Below are 24,178 nucleotides of genomic sequence, written 5' to 3' on the forward strand. Positions count from 1 at the left end.
CACCATGAGCCTTCGCCGCGACTTTATCAAGCTTTCCCTGGGTGCCGGCGTGGCCGGTGCCTTGGCCCTGTCGGCATTGCCGTCGTTTTCGCAGGGCGCGGCGGGGGCCAAGGGCCCCGTGACGCTGCTGAACGTGTCGTACGACCCGACCCGCGAGCTGTACGTGGACTACAACCAGGCCTTCGCCAAGTACTGGAAGGCCAAGACCGGCCAGGACGTGAGCGTCAAGCAGTCGCACGGCGGCTCGGGCAAGCAGGCCCGTTCGATCATCGACGGCATCGATTCCGACGTGGCCACGCTGGCGCTGGGCGGCGACATCGACGCGCTGGCCACGCACGGCGGCCTCGTCAAGGCCGACTGGCAAAAGCGCCTGCCGCACAACTCCGCCCCCTACACCTCGACCATCGTGTTCCTGGTGAAGAAGGGCAACCCCAAGGGCCTGAAGGACTGGGACGACCTGGTCAAGCCCGGCGTGCAGGTGATCACCCCCAACCCCAAGACCTCGGGCGGCGCCCGCTGGAACTACCTGGCCGCCTGGGAATTCGCCAAGCGCAAGTACGGCGGTGACGCCAAGGCCAAGGAATTCGTCGGCAACCTGTACAAGAACGTGCCCGTGCTCGACACCGGCGCGCGCGGCTCGACCATCACCTTCGTGCAGCGCGGCGTGGGCGACGTGCTGCTGGCCTGGGAAAACGAAGCCTTCCTGGCGCTGAAGGAATTCGGCCCCGAGAAGTTCGAAATCGTCGTGCCGTCGATCTCCATCCTGGCCGAGCCCAGCGTGGCGGTGGTCGACAAGGTGGTCGACAAGAAGGGCACGCGCGCCGTGGCCGAGGAGTACCTGAAGTACCTGTACTCCGACGAAGGCCAGGACATCGCGGGCCGCAACTTCTACCGCCCGACCTCGGACAAGGCCAAGGCCAAGTACGACAAGCAATTCCCCAAGCTCACGCTGGTGACCATCGACCAGGCCTTCGGCGGCTGGGCGAAGGCGGACAAGGAGCACTTCGCCGATGGCGGCTCCTTCGACCAGATTTACGCGCCCAAGCAGAAATAAGCGCAGCTGTTCCGGATCGATCGCTGGTGGCACCCCGTGGGAGGGCGCCGGGGATCGCTTCGCCCTGAATTTCTCCTGAAGCCCAACGAAAGTTTCTCGTGTCCGTTCTCCTGATTGCCGGCAGCCCTTCGGCCCCGTCCCGTTCCACCGCCTTGCTCGACGCGGTGGGCGAGCGGCTGGCCCAACGCCATGCGCGCATCGAGCGGCTCGCGATCCGCGACCTGCCGGCGCAGGCGCTGCTGCTGGCCGAGTGGGCGCATCCGGCCATCGAGCGTGCCATTGCCCAGGTGGCGGCGGCCCGCGTGATCGTGGTGGCCACGCCGGTCTACAAGGCGGCCTACAGCGGCGTGCTGAAGGTCTTTCTCGACCTGCTCTCGCAGAACGCGCTCAAGGGCAAGACGGTGCTGCCGCTGGCCACCGGCGGCAGCCCGCACCACATGCTCGCGCTCGACTACGCACTGCGGCCCGTGCTGCAGTCGCTGTCGGCGCGCCACATCCTGCCGGGCGTCTACGCGAGCGATTCGCAGATCGCGCTGACGCCCGAGAACGCCTACCAGGTGCACCACGACCTGGCGGAGCGCCTGAACGAGGCCGTCGAGGTGCTCGCGACCGAAGGCCTGAAGCTGCCGGCGACCCATGGCTTCGAGCCGGTTCCCTTTTCCCGTGTGCGATGTAGCGTCTGACGACCGGGTTCCCCGCTGAACCCGGCCCCGGCCAGACCTTTTTCCGTTCCCCGTTTTTCGAAGCCGCCTGTGTGCGGCCGGGGGATCGCTTTGCCTCACGTTTTTGCACCAAGGAATTCCGCATGAACCCCGTCGCTCCCGAAGACTCCGTGTTCGAAGTCGCGCCGCGCTCCTTCTGGCAGGCGCTGCGCGACCTGGCCATCAGCGCCATCGTCGTCACCGCCATCGCGCTCATCGTGAGCTTCATCTCCGCCGCTTCGGCGCATGCGCAAGGCAAGCCCAGGGGCGAGCTGCGCATCGGCTACCAGAAGTCGGCCAGCCTGTTCGTGCTGCAGAAGGCACAGGGCACGCTCGAGAAGAAGCTCTCGCCACTGGGCTTCGGCGTGAAGTGGGTCGAGTTCCCGGCCGGCCCCCAGCTGCTCGAAGGACTGAACGTCGGCGCGGTCGACGTGGGCTATGTCGGCGAGGCGCCGCCCATCTTCGCGCAGGCCGCGGGGGCGAAGTTCGTCTACTTCGGCTACGACCCGGCCGCACCGCGCGCCGAGGCCATCCTCGTCACCAAGGATTCGCCCATCCGCTCCGTGGCCGACCTCAAGGGCAAGAAGGTCGCGCTCAACAAGGGCAGCAACGTGCACTACCTGCTCGTGAAGCAGCTGGAGAAAAACGGCCTGAAGCTGTCCGACATCCAGCCCGTGTACCTCGCACCCGCCGACGGCCGTGCCGCCTTCGAAGGCAAGAACGTCGACGCCTGGGTGATCTGGGACCCGTTCCAGGCCGCCGCCGAGAAAGCCACCGGCGCCCGCGTGCTGGCCGATGGCGCACCGGACGTGGTCAACAACTATCAGTACTACCTGGGCGAGCGCGGCTTCGTGAAGAAGCACCCGCAGGTGATCGACGCGCTGTTCGCCGATTCGGTGGAGCAGGGCATCTGGCTCAAGAAGAACCTGCGCCAGGCCGCCGAGCTGATCGCGCCGCTGCAGGGCTTGCCCGTGGACGTGGTCGAGCTGGCGCTGCGCCGCTACGAGTTCAACGTGAAGCCGATCACCGCCGCCGTCGCGGCCGACCAGCAGCAGATCGCCGACACCTTCTACGCGCTGAAGCTCATTCCCAAGCCCATCAAGGTCAGCGACGCGGTCGTCACGGCCCAGCCCTGAACAGTTTCGAAGGACCTCATTCCATGACCCGCATTGCCATTCCCCGCCGCCGTCTGCTCCAGGGCGCGGCCGCCGCCCTCGCGCTGCCGTCGTCGTTCGCCGCCCTGGCGCAGAGCCCCGCGCGCCAGTTGCGCATCGGTCACCAGAAGGGCTACCTGAGCGTGCTCAAGGCCCGCGGCACGCTCGAGAAGCGGCTCGCGCCCCTGGGCGCCACCGTGAAGTGGACCGAGTTCACGGCCGGCCCGGTGCAGCTCGAGGCGCTGAACGTCGGCTCGATCGACTTCGGCGACGTGGGCGAAGCGCCGCCCATCTTCGCGCAGGCCGCCGGCGCGCCGCTGGCCTACGTGGGTGCCACGGTGCCGCGTCCGAAAACCGAGGCGGTGCTGGTGCCCAAGGGCTCCGCCATCCAGACCGTGGCCGACCTCAAGGGCAAGAAGATCGCGCTCAACAAGGGCTCCAACGTCCACTACTTCATCGTCAAGCTGTTCGAGAAGCACGGCCTGGCGTACAGCGACCTGAACCTGGTCTACCTGCCGCCGGCCGATGCGCGCGCCGCCTTCGAAAAAGGCTCGGTCGACGCCTGGGTGATCTGGGACCCGTTCCTGGCCGCCGCGCAGCAGTCGCTCGACGCGCGCATCCTGGCCGACGCCGTGGGCGTGGTCGGCAACCGCGCCTACTACTTCTCGTCGCTCGACTACGTGGCGAAGAACGCCGACGTGCTGGCCGTTGCGATCGAAGAGGTCAACAAGATCGACCAGTGGGGCGCCGCCCATCGCAACGAGCTGGCGACCGAGCTGTCGGCGATCTGGGGCCTGCCCAAGGCCGTGGCCGACCTGTCGCAAGGCCGCACCGCCTATGGCACCGGCCCGATCACCAAGGCCATCCTGGCCGAGCAGCAGCAGATCGCCGACACCTTCTTCGCGCTCAAGCTGATCCCCAAAAAGATCAACGTGCTCGAAGCCGCCGGCGCGGGGATCGCGTGATGGCCGCCGTGTCGACTGCGCTGCACGAACGCGCCGGCCAGGTGCTGGCCATCACGGCGCGCGCCTGGGGTGTCGTGTCCGCGGCGCGCCGCCTTCCTTTCCTGCTTGCCGTCTGAACGGGCAAGCCAACGAACGATCGAGAGTTTCCGATGCAGATCTTCTGGTTCCTCCCCACGCACGGCGACAGCCGTTACCTCGGCACGAGCGAAGGCGCGCGCGCCGTCGACCTGCCGTACCTGCAACAGATCGCCGGCGCGGCCGATCACCTCGGCTACGAAGGCGTGCTGATTCCCACCGGCCGCTCCTGCGAAGACCCGTGGGTGATCGCCTCCAGCCTCATCGGCGCGACGAAGAAGCTCAAGTTCCTGGTGGCGGTGCGCCCGGGCCTGCACCAGCCCAGCCTGGCCGCGCGCATGGCTGCGACCTTCGACCGGCTCTCGGGCGGGCGCCTGCTCGTGAACCTCGTCACCGGCGGCGACCAGGCCGAGCTGGAAGGCGACGGCGTGTACCTCGACCATGCGGCGCGCTACGAGCAGTCGGCCGAGTTCATCCGCATCTGGCGCGAGATCATCGCGCGCAGCCACGAGACCGGCGCCTACGACTACGAAGGCAAGCACCTGAGCGTGAAGGGCGCGCGGCTGCTGTTTCCGCCGGTACAGAAGCCCTATCCGCCCGTGTGGTTCGGCGGCTCTTCTGCGGCGGCGCATGACCTCGCGGCCGAGCAGGTCGATGCCTACCTGACCTGGGGCGAACCGCCCGCGGAGGTGTCCAAGAAGATCGCCGACGTGCGCGCCCGCGCCAAGCGCCAGGGCCGCAGCGTGCAGTTCGGCATCCGCCTGCACGTGATCGTGCGCGAGACCGAGGACGCGGCCTGGAAAGCCGCCGAAGAACTCATCAGCCGTGTCGACGACGAGACCGTCGTACGCGCCCAGGCCGCCTTTGCGCGCATGGACTCCGAAGGCCAGCGCCGCATGGCCGCGCTGCACGCCGGCGGCGCCAAGCGCGGGCGTGCCGACCTGGAGATCGCGCCCAACCTGTGGGCCGGCGTGGGCCTGGTGCGCGGTGGCGCGGGCACGGCGCTGGTCGGCGACGCCAAGACCGTGGCGGCGCGCATCGAGGAGTACGCGGCACTGGGCATCGACAAGTTCATCTTCTCGGGCTACCCGCACCTCGAAGAGGCCTACCGCTTCGCCGAGCTGGTGTTCCCGCTGCTCTCGCGCAAGGCCAAGACGCAGCTCGCGGGCGGCTCGCTGAGCGGCCCCTTCGGCGAAGTCGTCGCCAACCTCGACGCGCCCTCGCGCCTCGTCTCCCAAAGCTGAGGACACGCATGACCGAACAAGTACAAGAACTGCCGGCGGTGGCGCCGGCGTCGAACACCGCAGGGGACGCATTGCGAGGCTTCGGCCTCAACGTCGCGAAGCGGCTCATTCCGTGGCTGGTGCCGGTGGGGCTGATCGTCGTCTGGCAGATCGCCTCGTCGCTGGGCTGGCTCTCGACGCGCGTGCTGCCGGCACCGCTGGACGTGGTCAAGGCCGCGTGGTCGCTCACCGTGTCCGGTGAGCTCTGGACGCACGTGAAGGTGAGCGCGGGCCGCGCGCTCGCGGGCCTCGCCATTGGCGGTGGCGCAGGGCTGGCGCTGGGCCTGCTCACGGGCTCGGTGAAGTTCTTCGAGACGCTGCTCGACTCCACCATCCAGATGGTGCGCAACATCCCGGCGCTGGCGCTCATTCCGCTGGTGATTTTGTGGTTCGGCATCGACGAATCGGCCAAGCTCTTCCTGATCTCGGTGTCGGTGTTCTTCCCGATCTACCTGAACACCTTCCACGGTATCCGCAACGTCGATCCGCAGCTCATCGAGATGGGGCGCACCTACGGCCTGTCGCGCTGGCAGCTGTACCGCGAGGTGATCCTGCCGGGCGCGCTGTCGTCGATCCTGGTGGGGCTGCGTTTCTCGCTGGGCCTGATGTGGGTGATCCTCATCGTGGCCGAGACCATCTCGGCGCAGGCCGGCATCGGCTACCTCACGATGAACGCCCGCGAGTTCCTGCAGACTGACATCGTGCTCGTGGGCATCCTGCTGTACGCGCTGCTCGGCAAGCTGGCTGACCTGTTCGCACGCGGCCTGGAGCAATGGTGGCTGCGCTGGCACCCCGGTTACCAGAAGAAGTCGGCGAAGTGAGGGCAGGGCACATGAACCACCTCATCAATCGACGTACCGCCCTGGCGACGCTGGGCGCGCTGAGTGCGGGTGCCGTGCTGGCACAGCAGCAACGGCCCGCTACCGTGCGCTTCGGCTACCAGAAATCATCCACGCTGATCGCATTGTTGAAGGTGCAGGGCACGCTCGAGAAGCAGCTCGCGCCGCTCAACGTTTCGCTGAGTTGGCACGAGTTCACCAGCGGCCTGCCGCTGCTCGAGGCGCTGAACCTCGACAACCTGGACATCAGCGCCGACGTCGCCGACACCGTGCCCGTGTTCGCACAAGCGGCCGGCGCCGACCTGACCTTTCTGGCGCAGGAAGCACCGTCGCCGGCCGCGCAGGCCATCGTCGTGCGCGACGAGTCGCCGCTCAAGACCGTGGCCGATCTCAAGGGCAAGAAGGTCGGTTTCGCGAAAGCGGCCGGTGCGCACTACCTGCTGATCGCCGCACTGGAGAAGGCCGGCCTGTCGTTCAAGGACATCGAGCCTGCGTACCTCACGCCCGCCGACGGCCGTGCCGCCTTCGAGAAGGGCGCCATCGACGCCTGGGTGGTGTGGGACCCGTTCCTGGCCGCCGCCCAGCGCCAGTCGAAGGTGCGCATCCTGGCCGACGGCGCGGGCATCGCGTCGTACCAGCGCTACTACCTGGCGAGCACCAAGTTCGCGAAGGCGCGGCCCGACGTGCTGCGCGTGGTCTACGCCGAGCTGGAGAAGACCGGCAAGTGGGTCAAGCAGCACCCGAAGGAGGCCGCGGCCCTGCTCGCGCCCGTGTGGGGGCTCGACGCCCCGACCATCGAGCAGGCCAACAGCCGCCGCAGCTACGCCGTGCGGCCGGTGGTGCCCGGCGGGCTGGCCGAACAGCAGCGCATCGCCGATGCCTTCTTCGCCGAGAAGCTGCTGCCCAGAAAAATCGATGCGCTGAACGTGGCGCTGTTCAACCCCGGGGCCTGAATTCATGAGTGCCGTTCTCAAAGACATCCAACCCCAAGCCATCGCCGGTGGCGTGCGCCTCGAGGCGCGCGGCCTGCACAAGCGTTATGGCGCGCGCGAGGTGCTGCGCAACACGCAGCTGAACATCGAGCCGGGCCAGTTCATCGCCATCGTCGGGCGCAGCGGCTGCGGCAAGAGCACGCTGCTGCGGCTCATCGCGGGCCTCGAAGAAGCCACCTCTGGCGGCCTCTACACCGACGGCAAGGCCGTGAGCGGCTTGCACGACGACACGCGCATCATGTTCCAGGAGGCGCGCCTGTTGCCCTGGCGCCGCGTGCTCGACAACGTGACGCTGGGCCTGCCGAACGACGCCAAGGCGCGCGGCAAGGAAGTGCTCGCGCAGGTTGGCCTGGCCGACCGCGAGAACGAATGGCCGGCGCGCCTGTCGGGCGGACAGCGCCAGCGCGTGGCCCTGGCGCGTGCGCTGGTGCACCACCCGCGCCTGCTGCTGCTCGACGAGCCGCTGGGCGCGCTCGACGCGCTCACGCGCATCGAGATGCACCGCCTCATCGAGAACCTGTGGCAACGCCACCGCTTCACCGCGCTGCTGGTGACGCACGACGTGCAGGAAGCCGTGGCGCTGGCTGACCGCGTGATCCTCATCGAGGACGGTCGCATCGCGCTCGACGAGAACATCGCGCTGGCGCGCCCGCGCTCGCAGGGCGACCCGGCCTTTGCCGCGATCGAAAAACGAATCCTCGACCGGGTGCTGCAGAAGTCCGAAGAGACCGATGTGGAAAGCACCGATGCCAGCTGGCTCACGCCTCAAGCCCACGCCCTGCGCTGGGCGATCTGAGTCGTTTCATCCATTCCCCTTTGAAAGGCAGTCGCATGTCGCAGAACTGGAAATTCGAAACCCTGTCGGTCCACGCCGGCTACTCGCCCGAGCCCACCACCCGTGCGGTCGCGCCGCCGATCTACCAGACCGTCGCCTACGCCTTCGACAGCGCGCAGCACGGCGCGGACCTGTTCGACCTGAAGGTGCCGGGCAACATCTACACCCGCATCAACAACCCGACGCAGGACGTGCTGGAGCAGCGCGTGGCCGCGCTCGAAGGCGGCATTGCCGCGCTGGCACTGGCCTCGGGGCAGTCGGCGGTGACCTACGCGATCCAGACCATCGCCGAGGCCGGTGACAACATCATCAGCAGCACGGCGCTGTACGGCGGCACCTACAACCTGTTCGCCCACACGCTGCCGCAGTTCGGCATCACGACGCGCTTCGCGGACCACCGCGACCCGAGCAGTTTCGAGAAGCTGTTCGACGAGCGCACCAAGGCGGTGTTCGTCGAGTCGCTGGGCAACCCGGCGGGCAACGTGACCGACATTGCAGCCATTGCTGAAATTGCGCACCGCCACGGCGTGCCGCTCATCGTCGACAACACCGTGCCCTCGCCGTACCTGAGCCGGCCCATCGAGCACGGCGCCGACATCGTGGTGCACTCGCTCACCAAGTACCTGGGCGGCCACGGCACCAGCATCGGTGGCGCCATCGTCGATTCGGGCAAGTTCCCGTGGGCCGAGCACAAGGAGCGCTTCAAGCGCCTGAACGAGCCCGACGTGAGCTACCACGGCGTGGTCTACACCGAGGCACTGGGCCCGGCCGCCTACATCGGCCGTGCGCGCGTGGTGCCGCTGCGCAACACGGGCGCGGCCATCTCGCCGTTCAACGCTTTCCTGATCCTGCAGGGCATCGAGACGCTGGCGCTGCGCATGGACCGCATCAGCAGCAATGCGCTGGCGGTGGCGCAGCACCTGAAGCAGAGCAAGGCCGTCAACTGGGTGAACTACGCCGCGCTCGAAGACCATGCCGACTACCCGTTGGCGAAGAAGTACTTCGGCGGCAAGTCCAGTGGCGTGCTGACCTTCGGCATCGGCGCGGGCCGCGAGGGCGGGGCGAAGTTCCTCGATGCGCTGAAGCTCTTCACGCGCCTGGTGAACATCGGCGACGTGCGCTCGCTGGCCACGCACCCCGCATCGACCACGCACCGGCAGCTGTCGCCCGAAGAGCTGGCCCGGGCCGGCGTCACGGAAGACACGGTGCGCCTGTCGGTGGGCATCGAGCACATCGACGACCTGATTGCCGACCTCGACCAGGCGCTGGCCGCCGCTTCGAACTGACACAGCGTTCCAAGACATGACCACATTGCAAGCCATCCCCGACGCCGCGCTGGACCAGCTGTTTCGCAAGGCGCGCACCGTGCACGCCTTCAAGCCGGTGCCCGTGACCGACGTGCTGATCCATCAGCTGTATGACCTCGTGAAGTGGGGCCCGACCGCCTACAACGCCCAGCCCGCGCGCTACGTGTTCGTGCGCAGCGAAGAAGCCAAGGCGAAGCTGAAGCCGGCCGTGTCGGCGGGTAACACCGCGCAGACGCTGCAGGCCGGCGTGACGGTGATCGTGGCGCACGACACGCGCTTCTACGAGCACCTGCCCACGCAGTTCCCGGCCTACGACGCCAAGCCCTTCTTCGAGAAGAGCGCCGAAGCCGCGCAGGCCACGGCCTTTCGCAACAGCAGCCTGCAGGGCGCCTACCTGATCCTGGCGGCGCGTTCGCTCGGGCTCGACGCGGGGCCGCAGTCGGGCTTCAACGCCGACCTCGTCGACAAGGCCTTCTTCCCCGACGGCCGCTATCGCGCGAACTTCCTCGTCAACCTCGGCGTGGCCGACCACGCCGGCACCTTCGAACGCGGGCCCCGGCTGGCGTTCGACGACGTGGCCGAGATCGTCTGAGCGCCGACCGTTCTCACTCACAACCCCTGTCAACCCTGAAAGAGAAATCACCATGTCCATCCAAGCCATCAACGTCCGCAACCAGTTCAAGGGCAAGGTCCGCGAGATCATCCGCGGCGACGTCGTCTCCGAAGTCGATGTCGAAACCGCCTGGGGCATCGTCACCTCCGTCATCACCACGCGCTCGGTTGACGAGCTGCAGCTGAAGGTGGGTTCCGACGTGGTCGCACTCGTGAAGTCGACCGAAGTTTCGATCGCCAAGCTCTGACGGACCCTCGGGCTTTGCGATTCCCCGGTGCTGTTTTGGTGCCGGGGTTTTTCGTTTCAGCGCTGCTGGTTCGGGGCGTGTGCGCAGGCCACCGGGTACTTCCCTCCGCGAATGTCCTCCGGCCTGCGGCCTCCCCCTTGATTTCGCTGCGGGAAGCACCCGGTGTCCTGCGCACGGGACGCGGCGGTGGTGTGCAGTCGATCAACCACCGCACTGAACACGCTCACGTCGATGGGGTGCCTTGCGCAGCGAAATCAAGGGGGAGGGCGAAGCCCGGAGGACATTCGCGGAGCAAGGTACCCCGTCGGCGTGAGCGCGCCCTGAAGCACCCAGACCCAGCACCCCATAGATCACAAGGTTGTTAAGAATCGACTTTTGAGTCGTTTGACCTTGGCCTTCGCACTCCTACAGTGGTGGTTATCGCCATCAAGGAAGATGGAATGACCAACGTACAACAGGAGCCGAACCGCATGTCCGTGGAAGTTGAAGATGTGATCGCCTTGCCGCCCGCCCTCGAACAGGCGCGCGCGCAAGCCATCGAAAAGAACTGGCCCTACGCCGGCGGCGTGACGCCCCCCGTGGCCTGGCAGCTGGTGCAGGACGGCCAGGCCCTGCTCGTGGACGTGCGCTCCGGCGAAGAGCGCAAGTTCGTCGGCCACGTGCCCGACAGCCTGCATGTGGCCTGGGCCACGGGCACCGCGCTCACCCGCAACCCGCGCTTCGTGCGCGAGCTCGAAGCCAAGCTGGCCAAGGACGGCGGCAAGGAGGCCGTGGTGCTGCTGCTGTGCCGCAGCGGCAAGCGCTCGGCGCTGGCGGCCGAGGCCGCGGCCAAGGCCGGCTTCACGCAGGTGTTCAACGTGCTCGAAGGCTTCGAGGGCGAGATCGATGCACGGCAGCATCGCGGCGGTTCCGACGGCTGGCGCTTCCATGGCCTGCCGTGGGTGCAGGACTGAACCCCATCGATAGAAACACAAGGGAGGAAAAAACACATGGCTCAATTCGAAGTGAGTGACATCGTGCGCGCACTGCACGAGGTGCGCGACGAGTGGCGCGATTCGCAGCGCCGTTCGCGCGAGCCCGGTGCGCGCGAGTTTCCGTCGCGCGATGCGCTGGCGCAGATCGTCGAATCGCTCAAGGGCGCGCTCTTTCCGATGCGGCTGGGCCCACCGGACCTGCGCCACGAGAGCGAGGATTTCTACGTGGGCCACACGCTCGACGCCGCCTTGCAGGCGCTGCTGGTGCAGGCGCGGCTCGAGCTGAACTTCAACGCACGACTGGCACCACGCCCCGCGAGCGAGATCGACGCTGCGGCGACCGAAGCCGTGCGCCAGTTCGCGAACGCGCTGCCGGGCCTGCGCCGGCTGCTCGACAGCGACGTGCTCGCGGCCTACCAGGGCGACCCCGCGGCGCGCAGCGTCGACGAGGTGCTGCTGTGCTATCCGGGCGTGCTCGCGATGATCCATCACCGCCTCGCGCACCGGCTCTACGAACTCGGCCTGCCGCTGCTCGCGCGCATCGTGGCCGAGCTGGCGCATGCGCAGACCGGCATCGACATCCACCCGGGCGCGACCATCGATGCGGGCTTCTTCATGGACCACGGCACCGGCGTCGTGATCGGCGAGACGGCCGTCATCGGCAAGCGCGTGCGGCTGTACCAGGCCGTCACGCTCGGCGCCAAGCGCTTCCCCACCGACGCCGAAGGCAACCTGCAGAAGGGCCTGCCGCGCCACCCGGTGGTGGAGGACGACGTGGTCATCTATGCCGGCGCCACCATCCTGGGTCGCGTAACGCTGGGCAAGGGCGCGGTCATCGGCGGCAACGTGTGGATCACCGACGACGTGAAGCCCGGTGCCAGCGTCACGCAGGCCAGCCTGCAGAACAACAGCGCACCGAAGGCGGGCGGCGTATGAAAGCCTTCGTCGAAGACTTCGGCGTCACCGTGCGCCAGCTGCGCGAAGGGCAGGGCTGGTCGCAGGAAGAGCTGGCCGAGCGTTCCGATCTGAACCGCTCGTACGTGGGCGAAATCGAGCGCGGGCGCGTGATCCCGTCGATCGTCACGGCACAGAAGCTGGCCACCGCGCTGGGCATCAACATCGTCAACCTGCTCGCGCGTTGCGAGCAACTGGAGCAGTCGCGCCTTGCACGGCGGATCAACTTGGCGGCTATAGCCTGTTGAGGGGAAACCCGTGGTCGCCAGACACTGGCGATCACTTTTTCCTCAACCCACGGAGCCTTGATCCATGAGTGCAACAGTCGGTGGTACCACCGCCCTTGGCGACAACGCCGCCCGCCAGCTAGCCAACGCCACCAAGACCGTTCCCCAACTCGAGACCATCAGCCCGCGCTGGCTGACGCACCTGCTGCAATGGGTGCCGGTGGAAGCGGGCATCTACCGCGTCAACAAGGTCAAGAACCCCGAGTCGATCAAGGTCACCTGCACCTCGCGCGAAGAAGAGAACCAGCTGCCGCGCACCTTCGTCGATTACGAAGAAAACCCGCGCGAGCACTACCTCAATGCCGTGAGCACCGTGCTCGACGTGCACACCCGCATCTCCGACCTGTACAGCAGCCCGCACGACCAGATCAAGGAGCAGCTGCGCCTGACGATCGAGACGATCAAGGAGAACCAGGAGAGCGAGCTCATCAACAACCCCGACTACGGCCTGCTGGCGCAGGTGAGCGAAGAGCAGCGCATCTTTCCGCTGACCGGCGCGCCCACGCCCGACGACCTGGACGAGCTGCTGACCAAGGTGTGGAAGGAGCCCGCGTTCTTCCTCACGCACCCGCTGGCCATTGCTGCGTTCGGGCGTGAAGCCACGCGCCGCGGCACGCCACCGCCCACGGTGAGCCTGTTCGGTTCGCAGTTCATCACCTGGCGCGGCATTCCGCTGATTCCGTCGAACAAGGTGCCCGTGGCCGACGGCAAGAGCAAGATCCTGCTGCTGCGCGTGGGCGACAAGCGCCAGGGCGTGGTGGGCCTGTTCCAGCCGGGCCTGTCGGGCGAGCAGAGCCCGGGGCTGTCGGTGCGCTTCATGGGCATCAACAACCACGCGATCGCGTCGTACCTGATCTCGCTGTACTGCTCGCTGGCGGTGCTGACCACCGACGCGCTGGCTGTGCTCGACGACGTCGAGATCGGCAAGTACCACGACTATCCCGACACCTACAAGTAAGCCGCGGTGAGCAGCACACCCACGTTCCCGGGCGAGGCGCCGTTCGATCCGGCCGTTCTCGCGCGCATGGCCAGCGCCATGTTCTCCGCGCCGCCGGGCGCGCAGTTTCCCGCCAACGTTGCACCGCCGGGCTCGCCGCTGGTGAGCCCCGCGGGCTTCGGGCCGAGCGTGCCGGGCACGCCGATCCCGCAGGGGCAGATTCCGGGCGCCAATGTGCTGCCTGCATCGCCCACGCAGCTGCCGTCGCTCGCGAACCGCGCGCCGGCGCTGCTGCCGCATGCGGTGGCGGGCAACGGCGTGCCGGACACGGTTCTGTCGGTGGCGCCGGCCTTCGAGCCGCGCTCGGGCGGCGTGGTGCAGGGCGTGCCGCAGCAGGTGGGGGCGCCTGCGTCGCCGCAGGCAGCCTCCGCATCGCCGTTCTACTTTCTGAACCACAGCTACGGGCATCCGACGGCCAGCGCCAGCGATGGCTTCGCGATCCACGATCCGTTCGCGGGTCTTGCCGCGCCGACGGCACAGCCTGCATTGCCACCGAGCCCACCTTCGGCGCCGGCCGGACGCGACGCGCAGTTCTACTTCGTCGATGCGGTGCGCCTGCCCAACGGCTTCGTCACGCCAGCCAAGCCCGATCCGCGCGGCCCCGACGCGGTGCCGCTGGCCGGTAGCGGCCAGCATCCGCCGTTCGACGTGCACGCCGTGCGCCGCGACTTTCCGATCCTGCAGGAGCGCGTGAACGGCAAGCAGCTCGTGTGGTTTGACAACGCGGCCACCACGCACAAGCCGCAGTCGGTCATCGATCGCATCGCGTACTTCTACGAGCACGAGAACTCGAACATCCATCGCGCGGCGCACGAACTCGCTGCGCGTGCCACCGATGCGTACGAAGGCGCACGCGAGCGCGTGCGCAAGTTCATCAACGCGCCCGAAGTCGAAGAGGTGATCTTCGTGCGCGGCACCACCGAGGCCATCAACCTCGTGGCCAAGAGCTGGGGCGGCCAGCACGTGGGCGAGGGCGACGAGATCATCGTGTCGAACCTGGAGCACCACGCCAACATCGTGCCGTGGCAGCAGCTCGCCGCCGCCAAGGGCGCGAAGCTGCGCGTGATCCCGGTGGACGACTCGGGCCAGGTGCTGCTCGACGAGTACCGCAAGCTGCTGAACGACCGCACGAAGATCGTTGCGGTCACGCAGGTCTCGAACGCGCTGGGCACCGTGGTGCCGGTGAAGGAGATCGTCGAACTGGCGCACCGCGCGGGCGCGAAGGCGCTGGTCGACGGCGCGCAATCGGTCTCGCACATGCGCGTCGACGTGCAGGACATCGGCGCCGACTTCTTCGTGTTCTCCGGCCACAAGGTGTTCGGCCCGACCGGCATCGGCGTGGTCTGGGGCAAGCGCGAGGTGCTCGAAGACATGCCCCCGTGGCAGGGCGGCGGCAACATGATTGCCGACGTGACCTTCGAGAAGACCGTGTTCCAGCCGATCCCGAACAAGTTCGAGGCCGGCACCGGCAACATCGCCGATGCCGTGGGCCTGGGCGCGGCCATCGACTACGTGAACAAGGTCGGCATCGAGAACATCGCGCGCTACGAGCACGACCTGCTGGTGTACGGCATGGCGCAATTGGGCGCGATCCCCGGCGTGCGGCTGATCGGCACGGCGGCCGACAAGGCGAGCGTGATGTCCTTCGTGCTCGACGGCTACACCACCGAAGAGGTGGGCCACGCGCTCAACGACGAAGGCATCGCGGTGCGCACGGGGCACCACTGCGCGCAGCCGATCCTGCGGCGCTTCGGCGTCGAGACCACGGTGCGGCCGTCGCTGGCGTTCTACAACACCTTCGACGAGGTCGATCGGCTGGTGACGGTGGTGCGGCGGCTCGCCGGCCAGCGGCGCACGCGCTGAGCCGGGTCAGGGTTTCGATGCCAGGTGCTGCCTGAAGAAGGCGAGCACCTTGGCATTGAAGTCGGCGTGGAAGGCGACGCGGTCGAAGCCGCCCGCATCGCTGCAGATCTCCGGCAAGGCCTTGGCCATGGCTGGCGCGCAGGGCGCCAGGAAGGCGAAGTGCGCGGTGTTCGCGGGCACATACCAGGCCGGCGCTGAAGGCAGGTTGCGGCGAACCGCTTCGACGTCGTCCAGCGTCACCCCGTCGCCGCCGCGCGCGGAGGCCCAGAGCTGGACGGGCACCGTGACCTGCTTCAGCCCCTCGGCATCGAAAAAGCTCAACGGATCGACGATCACCGCCGCCTTGATGCGCGCATCGCGCACCGGCGGCGCGGGCAGTTCCTGGCGCTGGATCTGGCCGCAGAACGGAATCGTCGATGCCGGCGTGCAAAAGCGCAGGCCCCGCTTGAAGTCGGGCACCGCGCCCGTTGCGACGAGGCCGGTGTAGCCGCCGCGGGAGAAGCCGAAGAAGCCGACCTGCTCCGTGGCGATCTTCGCGCGTCCGGGCCAGGCGTTCAGCATGTGATCCGCCAGCCGCCGCATGTCGACGGGCCGCGCGGCAAATGTCGAGAGATGGCCCCGGCGTTCCATGTCCTGGAAGTTGTCGTTCGGATGGTTGATGGCGGCGACCACGAAGCCCGCGTCGGCCAGCGCCGCCGCCGTGTCGTGGTGCCCGAGGAACGAGCCGCCCGAGCCGTGCGACATCAGCACCAGCGGCAGGCCCGTGCCGGCGACGGGGCAGTCCTTGGTGGCCGAAACGGCGATCAGGCCGAACGCGATCTCGCCGGGTGCCGCCTCGCAAGGCGTCCACACCGCACCGCCCAAGGCCGGCCCATCCTTGTCGGCCGGCACTTCGACGAAGCTGAAGCCCGCCGCATGGCTCCATGCGGCAGACACACAGAGGGCGGCGAGCAGGGCAAGGCGATGCAGGGTCATGGTGCGCGAGGGGTCGAGGGCTGAACGGGCCGCCAGTGTGCCGCCTCCGGCCCCGCGCCGCCAGCCCGTTTTGCGTCGTGCGATGCGGGCGCGCTATGCTCTGTCGCTGTCCATCACGCTGCTTGTCTTCGCATGTCCCAGCCTCAGGTTTCTTCTTCCGGTGCCCCTTCTTCTGTCAGCGATGCCTGCGATGTGTTCGTGATCGGCGGCGGCCCCGCGGGTTCGACCGTCGCGGCGCTGCTGGCGCAGCAGGGGCGCAGGGTGGTGCTGGTCGAGAAAGAGCACCACCCGCGTTTTCACATCGGCGAATCGCTGCTGCCTGCGAACGTCGAGCTGTTCGACAGGCTCGGCGTGCGCGACCAGGTCGAGAAGATCGGCATGCCGAAGTTCGGCATCGAGTTCGTCTCGCCCGAGCATGAGCACCGCAGCTACGTCGAGTTCGCCGAAGGCTGGGACAAGTCGCTCGACTCCGCCTGGCAGGTGCGCCGCTCCGAGCTCGACGAGCTGCTGTTCCGCAACGCCGCCACGCGCGGCGCCCAGGCCTTCGAAGGCTGCAAGGTGCGCGACGTGGCCTTCGACGCCGACGGCGCCACCGTGCAGGCCGTGATGGACGACGGTGCCAAGCGCAGCTGGTGCGCGCGCTTCGTGATCGACGCCACGGGCCGCGACACGCTGCTGGCCAACAAATTCCGCTGCAAGCAGAAGAACCCCGACCACAACAGCACCGCGCTGTTCGGCCACTTCACCAATGCCGAGCGGCTCGAGGGCAAGAAGGAAGGCAACATCAGCATCTGCTGGTTTCCGCACGGCTGGTTCTGGTTCATTCCGCTGGCCGACGGCACGACCAGCGTGGGCGCGGTGTGCTGGCCCTACTACCTGAAGACGCGCGAAAAATCGCTGAAGGAATTCTTCTACGACACCATCGCGCTGTGCCCCGTGCTGGCCGACCGCCTGAAGAACGCCACCCTGGTCGACGACGCCGTGCACGCCACGGGCAACTTCTCGTACTCGAGCACGCACGCCACCGGCGACAACTACCTGCTGCTGGGCGACGCCTTCACCTTCATCGACCCGATGTTCTCCTCGGGCGTGTACCTGGCGATGCACAGCGCCTTCGACGGCGCCGAGTTGGTGGCCACCGCGCTCGACCAGCCGGCCGAGCTGGCCCGCGCCCGCGAAGGCTTCGAGGCCATGATGCGCAAGGGGCCGCGCGAGTACTCGTGGTTCATCTACCGCGTGACCAACCCGACCATCCGCGACATGTTCATGTACCCCGGCAACCCGTTCCGGGTGAAGGAGGCGCTGATGTCGCTGCTGGCCGGCGACATCTACAAGGGCACGCCGATGTGGGGCGCGCTGCGCATGTTCAAGGTGCTGTACTACGGCATCTCCCTCGCCAACTTCCGCCGCACCTGGGCGGGCTGGAAGCGCCACCGCTTCAACATTCGCGACATGGGGGCGTTGAAGGGGGAGACGATCCTCAAGTCGGACTAGGCGCGCCCAGAGGCGGGTTCGCGCCGCAGGGCTACCAGCCCGTCAGGCCGGTACGGGCGGATGCCCACGCGGTGTTCGACGCGCGCAACGTCGCCACCGCATGTGCAACCCCCAACTGCGGGCTGCTGAGCACATCAACCTTGAGGTCCGCCAGCAACCCCGTCACCGGCGCCATCGACGCCTGCGCCAGCACGATCACGTCGGTGCCGTCGGCTGCGGCGCGGATCGATTCGGCCAGCGTGGCCACGTAGCGCGCGATGTCGCCGGACTGAAAATGCACCCAGGCATCCTCGACGAGCAGCGTGCTGGCGCGGATGCCGACGCCGGCCTGCCGGGCAGCGGAGAGCACGAGCGACAGCGTCGGGTCGATGGTGCTTTCGACGGCGCCGACGATCAGCACGCGCGGGCCGTTGCGCACGGCGCGGTCGGCCATGGCGCGGTCGATGCGCAGGGCGGCGAAGGCGCCGCCGGTGGCGGTCTTTTCGGCGATGCCGCCGATGGTCGAGCAGGTGCACACGACCACGGAGGCGCCGTCCGAGGCGGCGTCGCGCATGGCTTCGTGGACGCGCGCCACCAGGCCGGCGTGGTCGACGCCCAGGGTGCGCGCATCGGCGAGCAGCTCTTCCATCACCAGGTGCTGCACGCGCAGCTCGGGGGCGATCTCGCGGGCCAGGCTGCCGAAGGTCTGCACATGCACCTGCGTGGTATGGAGGAAGGCGAGCGTGTCGGCCATGACGTGGCTGCCGTTCAACCGGCCTCGCGGGCGCGCCGGAACTCGTAGGCCTTCAGGTGCACGTAGGCCGTGCGCAGCACCGAGGGCGTGGCCGAGGCGGTGCGCGGTGCGCGGGCCAGCAGGTCGCCCAGGATGTGGTCGGCCTCGACGCGCGCGCCGCGGGCCATGTCCTTGTACATGGAGGCGGTCATGGGCGAGCCGGCGGTCGTGACCACCGCGCGGCCGCGCGTGATGGCGCCGGGCCGCGGGGCAAAGCCGTTGTGGGCGGCGATGGCGCAGCACTCGTCGAAGATCGCGAGCGCCACGTCTTCGCCGCCTGCCGCCACGATGTCGCCGATGGAGGCGTGCATGAGGCTCGTGAGGCCCGCGGCCGAGGCGATGAAGACCCACTTCTCCCACATGTCCTGCGCGATGGTCTCGCTCGCGGTGGCGTTGAAGTTCGCGCCGGCGAACTGGGCCGCGATGGCGTCGATGCGCGGCGAGCGCCCGCCCGCGCGTTCGCCGTAGCTCAGGCTGTGCATGTCGTTCAGGTGCTGCACGCGGCCCTCGTCGTCGAGGGTGGCGGAGATCATGCACAGGCCGCCGAGCACGCGCGCCTCGCCGAAGCGCGCAACCAGCCGGTCGATGTGGCCCAGGCCGTTGAGCAGCGGAAGGATGACGGTGTCGGGTCCGACGGCGGGCGCGAACGAATCCATGGTGGCGTCGAGGTCGTAGGCCTTGCAGCCGACCACGACTACGTCGTACGGGCCGCCGATCTGCTCGGCCAGCACATGCTTCGGCGTGGGCAGGTCGAGGTCGCCGAAGGGGCTGCGCACCACGAGTCCGGTCGTGGCCAGCCGGGCCGCGCGGCCGGGACGCAGTAGAAAGGTCACATCGCGGCCTGCCGCGAGCAGGCGTGCGCCGAAGTAACCACCGAGTGCTCCCGCACCCACCATCAGGAATCGCATCGCGCGCTGCCTCCGAAGAAACTGAAGATCGGAAGCGATGATGCCCCGGATCGCGCGCGGGCGCCTCAGGGGTGTTGCGAGGTCGCCAGCCGTTCGCGGGCGAAGGGCCGCAGGTCGAGGCCGTGCGCGCTCTCGCGGCCCAGCACGCGGTCGGCGATGGCGTCGCCCAGCCCGGCCGAGTGCTTGAAGCCGTGGCCGGAGCAGGCCGAGACGATCAGCACATTCGGCAGGCCGTCGAGCGCGTCGATCACGAAGCGGCGGTCGGGCGTGACGGTGTACATGCAGGCGCGGGCCTTGAGCGCGTGCCCCGCGATCTGCGGAAAGCGACCGGCCACGCGGTCGCGGTACATGGCGGTGGTTTCTTCGGCGCTCACCTCGCGGTCGAGCGCGTCGGGCGTGGTGGCGTCGACGTACTGCTCGGTGGCGACCTTCAGCGCGGGCTGCGACGCATCGGAGGCCGGAAAACCGTACATGTAGTCTTCCTGCGCGTCGCCGAACATCCAGATGAAGATGGGAAAACGCCCGGGCGCGAAGTCGGCCGCGGCGGCGGGGCCGGTATCGAACCAGTGCATCACCTGGCGGTGCACCGAGAAGTGGGCCTGCCAGTCGGTGCGCGCCTGCCGGCCGAGGAATGCGGGCAGCCAGGCGCCGGCCGCGACCACCACCTGGTCGGCGGTGAAGCTCGCGGTTTCGGTGCGCACGCGCACGGTGTCGCCGTTGCCCACGGGCTCGACGCCCAGCACGCGCTCGCCGGTGCGGGTCTGTGCGCCGTCGGCGCGGGCCACGGCGAGCTGGGCGGCGATGGCGTCTTCGGGGCGCACGAAGCCGGCGTCGCGTTCGAGGTAGCCGATCTCGTCGCCCTGCAGGTGGAACTGCGGGTAGCGCGCGCGGATGCCGGCCGCGTCGAGCACCTCGTGCGCGATGTCGAAGCGCTCGGCGCAGGCGATGGTGCGGCGCACGAAGTCGGACTTGCCGTGGTGTTCGGCCACGCGGTCGCGCGGCGCGAGGATGAGGCCGCCGGTGGTGGTCATCAGCGGCCGGCCGGTGCGCGCCTCGAGCTCGCGCCAGATGGTGTGCGAGCGGTGCACCAACGGCACGTACTCGTCGCCTTCGCCGACGGCCAGCCGCGTGATGCGCGAATCGCCGTGCGAGGAGCCGCGGTCGTGCGGCGGCGCGAACTGGTCGATGCCGAGCACGCGCGCACCGCGTTGCGAGAGTTGGTAGAGGGAGGCCGCGCCGAGGGCGCCCAGGCCGATGACGATTGCGTCGTAGTGGGTAGGAGAACGGGTCACGAGGCGAGAGGTTTCGTCGTCACACAAGGTTCAGGTCGAGAAACGCATCCTTCACCGCGATGGGCTGGGGAATGAGCTTCAGCTGCGCGAACACGTCGGCCAGGCCCTGCTGTTCGCGGGCGATGGCGGGCGTGAGCGCCACGACGCCATAGTGCCGCCGTTCGGTCGCCAGCGCCAGCACCTTGGGCTCGACCTTCAGTTGCGGCGCGAGTGTGGCCACCACGTCGCCGGGGTGGGCCTGGGCCCAGTCGTTGGCCTTGCGCAGTTCGGCGAACACGGTGCGCAGCGTGTCGGCGTTGGCGCGCGCGAAGGCGGGCTGCGCGAAGTGGTAGGTGCGGTTGCCGCTCAGGCCGGTGCCGTCGAACAGCAGGCGCGATTCGGTCGCCACCTGCGCGCCGGCCAGGAACGGGTCCCACAGGCCGATGGCCGCGACGCTGCCCGACTGGTAGGCGGCCACGGTGTCGGAGGCCGTGACGATGTAGACCGGCTCGATGTCTTCGTAGCGTAGGCCGGCCGCCTCGAGTGCGCGGATCAGCACGTACTGCGTGTTGTAGCCGCGGCCGGTGACGACCTTCTTGCCCTTGAGGTCGCGCACGCTGCGGATCGGCGAGTCGCGCGGCACCAGGAAGCCGACGCCGCCGGGGTAGGGGCTTTCGGCCGCGAGGTAGGCCAGGCCCTTGCCGCTGGCCTGCTGGAACACGCCGATGCCGTCGGAGGCGTGGCCGAAGTCGATGGCACCGGCCGCCAGCGCCTCCGACAGCTGGCTGCCGCCGAGGAACTCGCGCCACTCGACGCTCACGCCGGCTGGCGCGAGCGCCTTCTCGAGCTGGCCCGTGCCCTTGAGGATGTTGAGCGTGTTGAACTTCTGGTAGCCGATGCGCAGCGTGCGGGCGCGCGTCTGGGCAAACAGCGGGGCCGAGGCGGCCACGGCGGCGGCGCCGACGCCGGCGCGAAGCAGGAGGCGCCGGGAGACGGCGGGCGAGGAAGAGCGTGGGAAGTGCATGGGAAGAGCGGGGCCGCGTCGCGCGGCCGAAGAAGAAAAAAGCAGTCAGTCGGAAGGCAGAGGCTGGCCACTCTAGGGACCGATGGCTTCGCGCGCCACGAAGCTTTTGTCATTTGTTCATGCGCAACTCGTCGCTGCATATGCAAGCGGAAATTGCTTCGTTGGCGCCGCACGCGGCGCTGCCTAGAGTCGCGCTCTCTTTTTCCACTTCCAGCGAAGCGCAGGCATGACCCGCAACATCAAACATCTCACCGTGACCAGCTTGGCCCTGGCCCTCGGCGCCTTCACCACCCTGGGCAACATCGCCTGGGCCGACAAGCTCGACGACATCCGCAAGGCCGGCGTGCTGCGCGTGGCCGCGTTCGACGGCAACCCGCCCTTCGGCTACATCGACCCGGCCAGCAAGAAGCAGGTGGGCCACGACATCGACCTGGCGACCGAGTTCGCAAAGAGCCTGGGCGTGAAGATCGAGCTGGTGCCGACCAACCCGGCCAACCGCATCCCACTGCTCACCTCGGGCAAGGCCGACGTGGTGTTCGCCAGCTTCACCATCACCGACGAGCGCGCCAAGGCGGTGGACTTCACCACGCCGTACTTCTTGGTAGGCCAGCAGTTCCTGGCGAAGAAGGGCGTGCTGAAGGAGGCCGCGCAGATCAAGGACATCCGCATCGGCACCGAGAAGGGCACGACCATGGAGTCGAACCTGCGCAAGAACTATCCCGACGCGAAGGTCGTGCTCTACGACGATTCGCCCTTTGCGCTGGCCGCGCTGCGCAACGGCAACGTGCAGGCCATCACCAACGACGGCGTGAAGCTCACGGCGCAGTGGAACGCGATTCCCGACAAGGAGAAGTACGAGATCCCGGCGATCACGGTGTCGAAGGAGTACCTCGGCGCGGCCGTGGCCAAGGGCGAGACGCGCCTGCTCGAGACGCTCAACGCCTGGCTGGTCGACAGCGAGAAGAACGGCCGCGCCGTGGCGATCTACGACACCTGGTTCGGCCCCAACAGCAAGGCGCCGCTGCCGCGCCTGCTGAAGATCGGCGACCAGCGCGTGGCCGCCAACTGATGAGGCACGCAACGACCGGATCGATGCGGCCTTGAGCGATTTCCTGCGCAAGCACCTGCTCGCGCCCCATTACCTCGGCTGGCTGCTCGACGGCTGGCTCGTGACCGTGGGCGCTTCGCTGCTGGTGGCGGCGGGCGCCACGCTGCTCGGTGTCGTCGTGGCGGCGGGGCGCTCGTCGAACCGGCCCGCGTGGCTGCGCGCGAGCGGCGCGTACGTCTCGCTGTTTCGCAACACGCCGCTGCTGGTGCAGCTCTTCTTCTGGTACTTCGGCGCGCCCAGCCTGCTGCCCGAGGCGCTGCGCGAAGGGCTGTTGGCGGGGCGCTTCATTTCCTTCGAGCTTCTGTCGGCGCTGCTCGGGCTCACGCTGTATGCGGCGGCCTACGTGGGGGAGGACATCCGCTCGGGCATCCGCGGCGTGCCCGTGGGGCAGACGCTGGCGGCGCAGGCGCTGGGCTTCACGCGCGCACAGGTGCTGGCGCAGGTGGTGCTGCCGCAGGCGCTGCGCATTGCGTTGCCGCCGCTGCTGGGGCAGTACATGAACATCGTCAAGAACACCTCGCTCGCGATGGCCGTGGGGCTGGTCGAGCTGTCGTACGCCTCGCGCCAGGTCGAGGCGGAAACCTTCAAGACCTTCCAGGCCTTCGGCGTGGCGACGCTGCTCTACATCGTGACCGTCGGCGCGATCGAGCTGCTGGCTGCGTGGGCCGCGCGTCGGCAATCGCAGCTGCCGGGGAGGGCGACGGCATGAGCGATGCGCTGCACATGCTGTGGGACAGCCTGACGTACCTGCTGTGGGGCGCCTTTCCGCAGGGCGAACTGGGCGGTGCGGCGCTCACGGTGCTGCTCAGCGCCGGCTCGGGCATCGCGTCGGCGCTGCTGGGGCTGGCGTGGGGCATCGGGCTGGCCATGGCGCGGGGGCCGCTGAAGCACGTGCTGACGCTGGGGCTGGCGTTCCTGCGCGCGATACCGGTGCTGATGCTGATCTTCTGGACCTACTTCCTGCTGCCGTTCGCGCTGGGCGTGAGCGTGCCGGGCGTGCTGTCGGTGATGTGCGCGCTGTCGCTGGTGGGCGGCGCCTACCTGGCGCACGCGGTGCATGCGGGCATCCGCGGCATCGGCGCGGGGCAGTGGGCGGCGGGGCTGTCGCTCGGGCTCACGCGCTGGGGCACGCTGCGCCACGTCGTGTTGCCGCAGGCGCTGCGGATGATGCTGCCGTCGTTCGTCAACCAGTGGGTCACGCTCGTGAAGGACAGCTCGCTGGCCTACGTGGTGGGCGTGGGCGAGCTGTCGTTCGTGGCTTCGCAGGTGAACGCGCGCACCATGGTCTATCCGGCGGAGATCTTCGTGCTGGTGGGCGCGATCTACTGGCTGCTGTGCACCGGGCTGGACCGGCTGGCCCACGGGGTCGTGCGCCGCGCGCAGGCGGGTGCGCCGGTTGTCATGAACTTTTCTGGAAAAGGTCTTGAGCGCTTCGCATAATCGTCCCGGTCATTCCGACAGCCTTTTCCATTTCAAGGAGTTCCAC

General features: G+C 68.4%; 25 protein-coding genes. 20 read left to right on the plus strand and 5 right to left on the minus strand.

Annotated elements, in window-relative coordinates; all coding sequences use genetic code 11:
- Positions 1-4 precede the first annotated feature (4 nt).
- The 16 genes from FFI97_RS05405 (at position 5) to FFI97_RS05480 (ending at position 15,140) form a co-directional block, all read left to right on the plus strand.
- Positions 5-1,054, plus strand: coding sequence for a sulfate ABC transporter substrate-binding protein (locus tag FFI97_RS05405; RefSeq protein WP_070060843.1), 1,050 nt, complete (start codon positions 5-7; stop codon positions 1,052-1,054).
- A gap of 98 nt (positions 1,055-1,152) precedes the next feature.
- On the plus strand, positions 1,153-1,737 hold the full coding sequence (gene ssuE / locus FFI97_RS05410) for an NADPH-dependent FMN reductase (RefSeq protein WP_070060842.1): 585 nt from the start codon (positions 1,153-1,155) through the stop codon (positions 1,735-1,737).
- 122 nt (positions 1,738-1,859) lie between these two features.
- Complete coding sequence (locus FFI97_RS05415) at positions 1,860-2,891, plus strand: sulfonate ABC transporter substrate-binding protein (RefSeq protein WP_139705940.1); 1,032 nt, start codon at positions 1,860-1,862, stop codon at positions 2,889-2,891.
- 23 nt (positions 2,892-2,914) lie between these two features.
- Positions 2,915-3,874 carry a sulfonate ABC transporter substrate-binding protein gene (locus FFI97_RS05420; protein WP_095745461.1) on the plus strand — a complete coding sequence of 320 codons (960 nt, stop codon included), beginning with the start codon at positions 2,915-2,917 and terminating at the stop codon, positions 3,872-3,874.
- A 149-nt stretch (positions 3,875-4,023) separates the two neighbouring features.
- The gene (gene ssuD, locus FFI97_RS05425) at positions 4,024-5,193 is read left to right on the plus strand and encodes an FMNH2-dependent alkanesulfonate monooxygenase (protein WP_139705942.1); all 1,170 of its coding nucleotides are present in this window, start codon (positions 4,024-4,026) and stop codon (positions 5,191-5,193) included.
- 8 nt (positions 5,194-5,201) lie between these two features.
- Positions 5,202-6,053: an aliphatic sulfonate ABC transporter permease SsuC gene (gene ssuC / locus FFI97_RS05430; protein ID WP_139705945.1), complete on the plus strand. Its 852-nt coding sequence runs from the start codon at positions 5,202-5,204 to the stop codon at positions 6,051-6,053.
- Between the two features lie 11 nt (positions 6,054-6,064).
- Complete coding sequence (locus FFI97_RS05435; protein WP_139705948.1) at positions 6,065-7,024, plus strand: aliphatic sulfonate ABC transporter substrate-binding protein; 960 nt, start codon at positions 6,065-6,067, stop codon at positions 7,022-7,024.
- A 4-nt stretch (positions 7,025-7,028) separates the two neighbouring features.
- Entirely contained in the window at positions 7,029-7,859 is an 831-nt protein-coding gene (locus FFI97_RS05440; RefSeq protein ID WP_139705950.1) for an ATP-binding cassette domain-containing protein, read from the plus strand.
- Between the two features lie 35 nt (positions 7,860-7,894).
- The gene (locus tag FFI97_RS05445) at positions 7,895-9,184 is read left to right on the plus strand and encodes an O-acetylhomoserine aminocarboxypropyltransferase/cysteine synthase family protein (RefSeq protein WP_139705952.1); all 1,290 of its coding nucleotides are present in this window, start codon (positions 7,895-7,897) and stop codon (positions 9,182-9,184) included.
- Between the two features lie 16 nt (positions 9,185-9,200).
- A complete protein-coding gene (locus FFI97_RS05450) occupies positions 9,201-9,797 on the plus strand; it encodes a malonic semialdehyde reductase (protein WP_139705954.1) in 597 nt (198 codons plus the stop codon).
- Between the two features lie 52 nt (positions 9,798-9,849).
- Positions 9,850-10,065: a molybdopterin-binding protein gene (locus tag FFI97_RS05455; RefSeq protein ID WP_007829250.1), complete on the plus strand. Its 216-nt coding sequence runs from the start codon at positions 9,850-9,852 to the stop codon at positions 10,063-10,065.
- A 470-nt stretch (positions 10,066-10,535) separates the two neighbouring features.
- Complete coding sequence (locus FFI97_RS05460; protein WP_139704307.1) at positions 10,536-11,018, plus strand: rhodanese-like domain-containing protein; 483 nt, start codon at positions 10,536-10,538, stop codon at positions 11,016-11,018.
- Between the two features lie 36 nt (positions 11,019-11,054).
- Positions 11,055-11,975 (plus strand): serine O-acetyltransferase EpsC, encoded by a 921-nt coding sequence (gene epsC, locus FFI97_RS05465; protein ID WP_070060834.1) that lies wholly within the window; start codon positions 11,055-11,057, stop codon positions 11,973-11,975.
- Positions 11,972-12,241, plus strand: a complete 270-nt coding sequence (locus FFI97_RS05470; RefSeq protein ID WP_062470032.1) for a helix-turn-helix domain-containing protein — start codon at positions 11,972-11,974, stop codon at positions 12,239-12,241. Before epsC ends, FFI97_RS05470 begins: the two co-directional genes overlap by 4 nt.
- 64 nt (positions 12,242-12,305) lie before the next feature.
- Positions 12,306-13,238 carry a family 2A encapsulin nanocompartment shell protein gene (locus FFI97_RS05475; protein ID WP_042579703.1) on the plus strand — a complete coding sequence of 311 codons (933 nt, stop codon included), beginning with the start codon at positions 12,306-12,308 and terminating at the stop codon, positions 13,236-13,238.
- A 66-nt stretch (positions 13,239-13,304) separates the two neighbouring features.
- Positions 13,305-15,140, plus strand: coding sequence for a family 2A encapsulin nanocompartment cargo protein cysteine desulfurase (locus FFI97_RS05480; RefSeq protein WP_139704305.1), 1,836 nt, complete (start codon positions 13,305-13,307; stop codon positions 15,138-15,140).
- A 6-nt stretch (positions 15,141-15,146) separates the two neighbouring features.
- Here FFI97_RS05480 and FFI97_RS05485 read toward each other — a convergent pair whose 3' ends face one another.
- Positions 15,147-16,115, minus strand: a complete 969-nt coding sequence (locus tag FFI97_RS05485) for an alpha/beta hydrolase family protein (RefSeq protein ID WP_139704232.1) — start codon at positions 16,113-16,115, stop codon at positions 15,147-15,149.
- A 132-nt stretch (positions 16,116-16,247) separates the two neighbouring features.
- Here FFI97_RS05485 and FFI97_RS05490 point away from each other — a divergent pair, with 132 nt between their 5' ends.
- Positions 16,248-17,609 carry an NAD(P)/FAD-dependent oxidoreductase gene (locus FFI97_RS05490; protein ID WP_139704230.1) on the plus strand — a complete coding sequence of 454 codons (1,362 nt, stop codon included), beginning with the start codon at positions 16,248-16,250 and terminating at the stop codon, positions 17,607-17,609.
- 31 nt (positions 17,610-17,640) lie between these two features.
- Here FFI97_RS05490 and FFI97_RS05495 read toward each other — a convergent pair whose 3' ends face one another.
- The 4 genes from FFI97_RS05495 to FFI97_RS05510 all read right to left on the minus strand — a co-directional run bounded on the left by FFI97_RS05495 (position 17,641) and on the right by FFI97_RS05510 (position 21,584).
- Positions 17,641-18,342 carry an aspartate/glutamate racemase family protein gene (locus FFI97_RS05495; protein WP_139704228.1) on the minus strand — a complete coding sequence of 234 codons (702 nt, stop codon included), beginning with the start codon at positions 18,340-18,342 and terminating at the stop codon, positions 17,641-17,643.
- Between the two features lie 14 nt (positions 18,343-18,356).
- Positions 18,357-19,289, minus strand: a complete 933-nt coding sequence (panE, locus tag FFI97_RS05500; RefSeq protein WP_139704226.1) for a 2-dehydropantoate 2-reductase — start codon at positions 19,287-19,289, stop codon at positions 18,357-18,359.
- 65 nt (positions 19,290-19,354) lie between these two features.
- On the minus strand, positions 19,355-20,581 hold the full coding sequence (gene solA, locus FFI97_RS05505; RefSeq protein ID WP_139704224.1) for an N-methyl-L-tryptophan oxidase: 1,227 nt from the start codon (positions 20,579-20,581) through the stop codon (positions 19,355-19,357).
- A gap of 19 nt (positions 20,582-20,600) precedes the next feature.
- Positions 20,601-21,584, minus strand: coding sequence for an aliphatic sulfonate ABC transporter substrate-binding protein (locus FFI97_RS05510; protein WP_139704223.1), 984 nt, complete (start codon positions 21,582-21,584; stop codon positions 20,601-20,603).
- A gap of 226 nt (positions 21,585-21,810) precedes the next feature.
- Here FFI97_RS05510 and FFI97_RS05515 point away from each other — a divergent pair, with 226 nt between their 5' ends.
- Genes FFI97_RS05515 through FFI97_RS05525 form a run of 3 tightly spaced genes read left to right on the plus strand, consistent with a single transcriptional unit; the run spans position 21,811 to position 24,132 of the window.
- Positions 21,811-22,653 carry a transporter substrate-binding domain-containing protein gene (locus tag FFI97_RS05515; protein WP_139704221.1) on the plus strand — a complete coding sequence of 281 codons (843 nt, stop codon included), beginning with the start codon at positions 21,811-21,813 and terminating at the stop codon, positions 22,651-22,653.
- A 31-nt stretch (positions 22,654-22,684) separates the two neighbouring features.
- Complete coding sequence (locus tag FFI97_RS05520; RefSeq protein WP_221937664.1) at positions 22,685-23,401, plus strand: amino acid ABC transporter permease; 717 nt, start codon at positions 22,685-22,687, stop codon at positions 23,399-23,401.
- Positions 23,398-24,132, plus strand: coding sequence for an amino acid ABC transporter permease (locus FFI97_RS05525; protein ID WP_139704218.1), 735 nt, complete (start codon positions 23,398-23,400; stop codon positions 24,130-24,132). Before FFI97_RS05520 ends, FFI97_RS05525 begins: the two co-directional genes overlap by 4 nt.
- Positions 24,133-24,178 lie beyond the last annotated feature (46 nt).

The sequence above is a fragment of the Variovorax sp. KBS0712 genome, from assembly GCF_006323185.2.
Classification (GTDB): Bacteria; Pseudomonadota; Gammaproteobacteria; order Burkholderiales; family Burkholderiaceae_C; genus Variovorax; species Variovorax boronicumulans.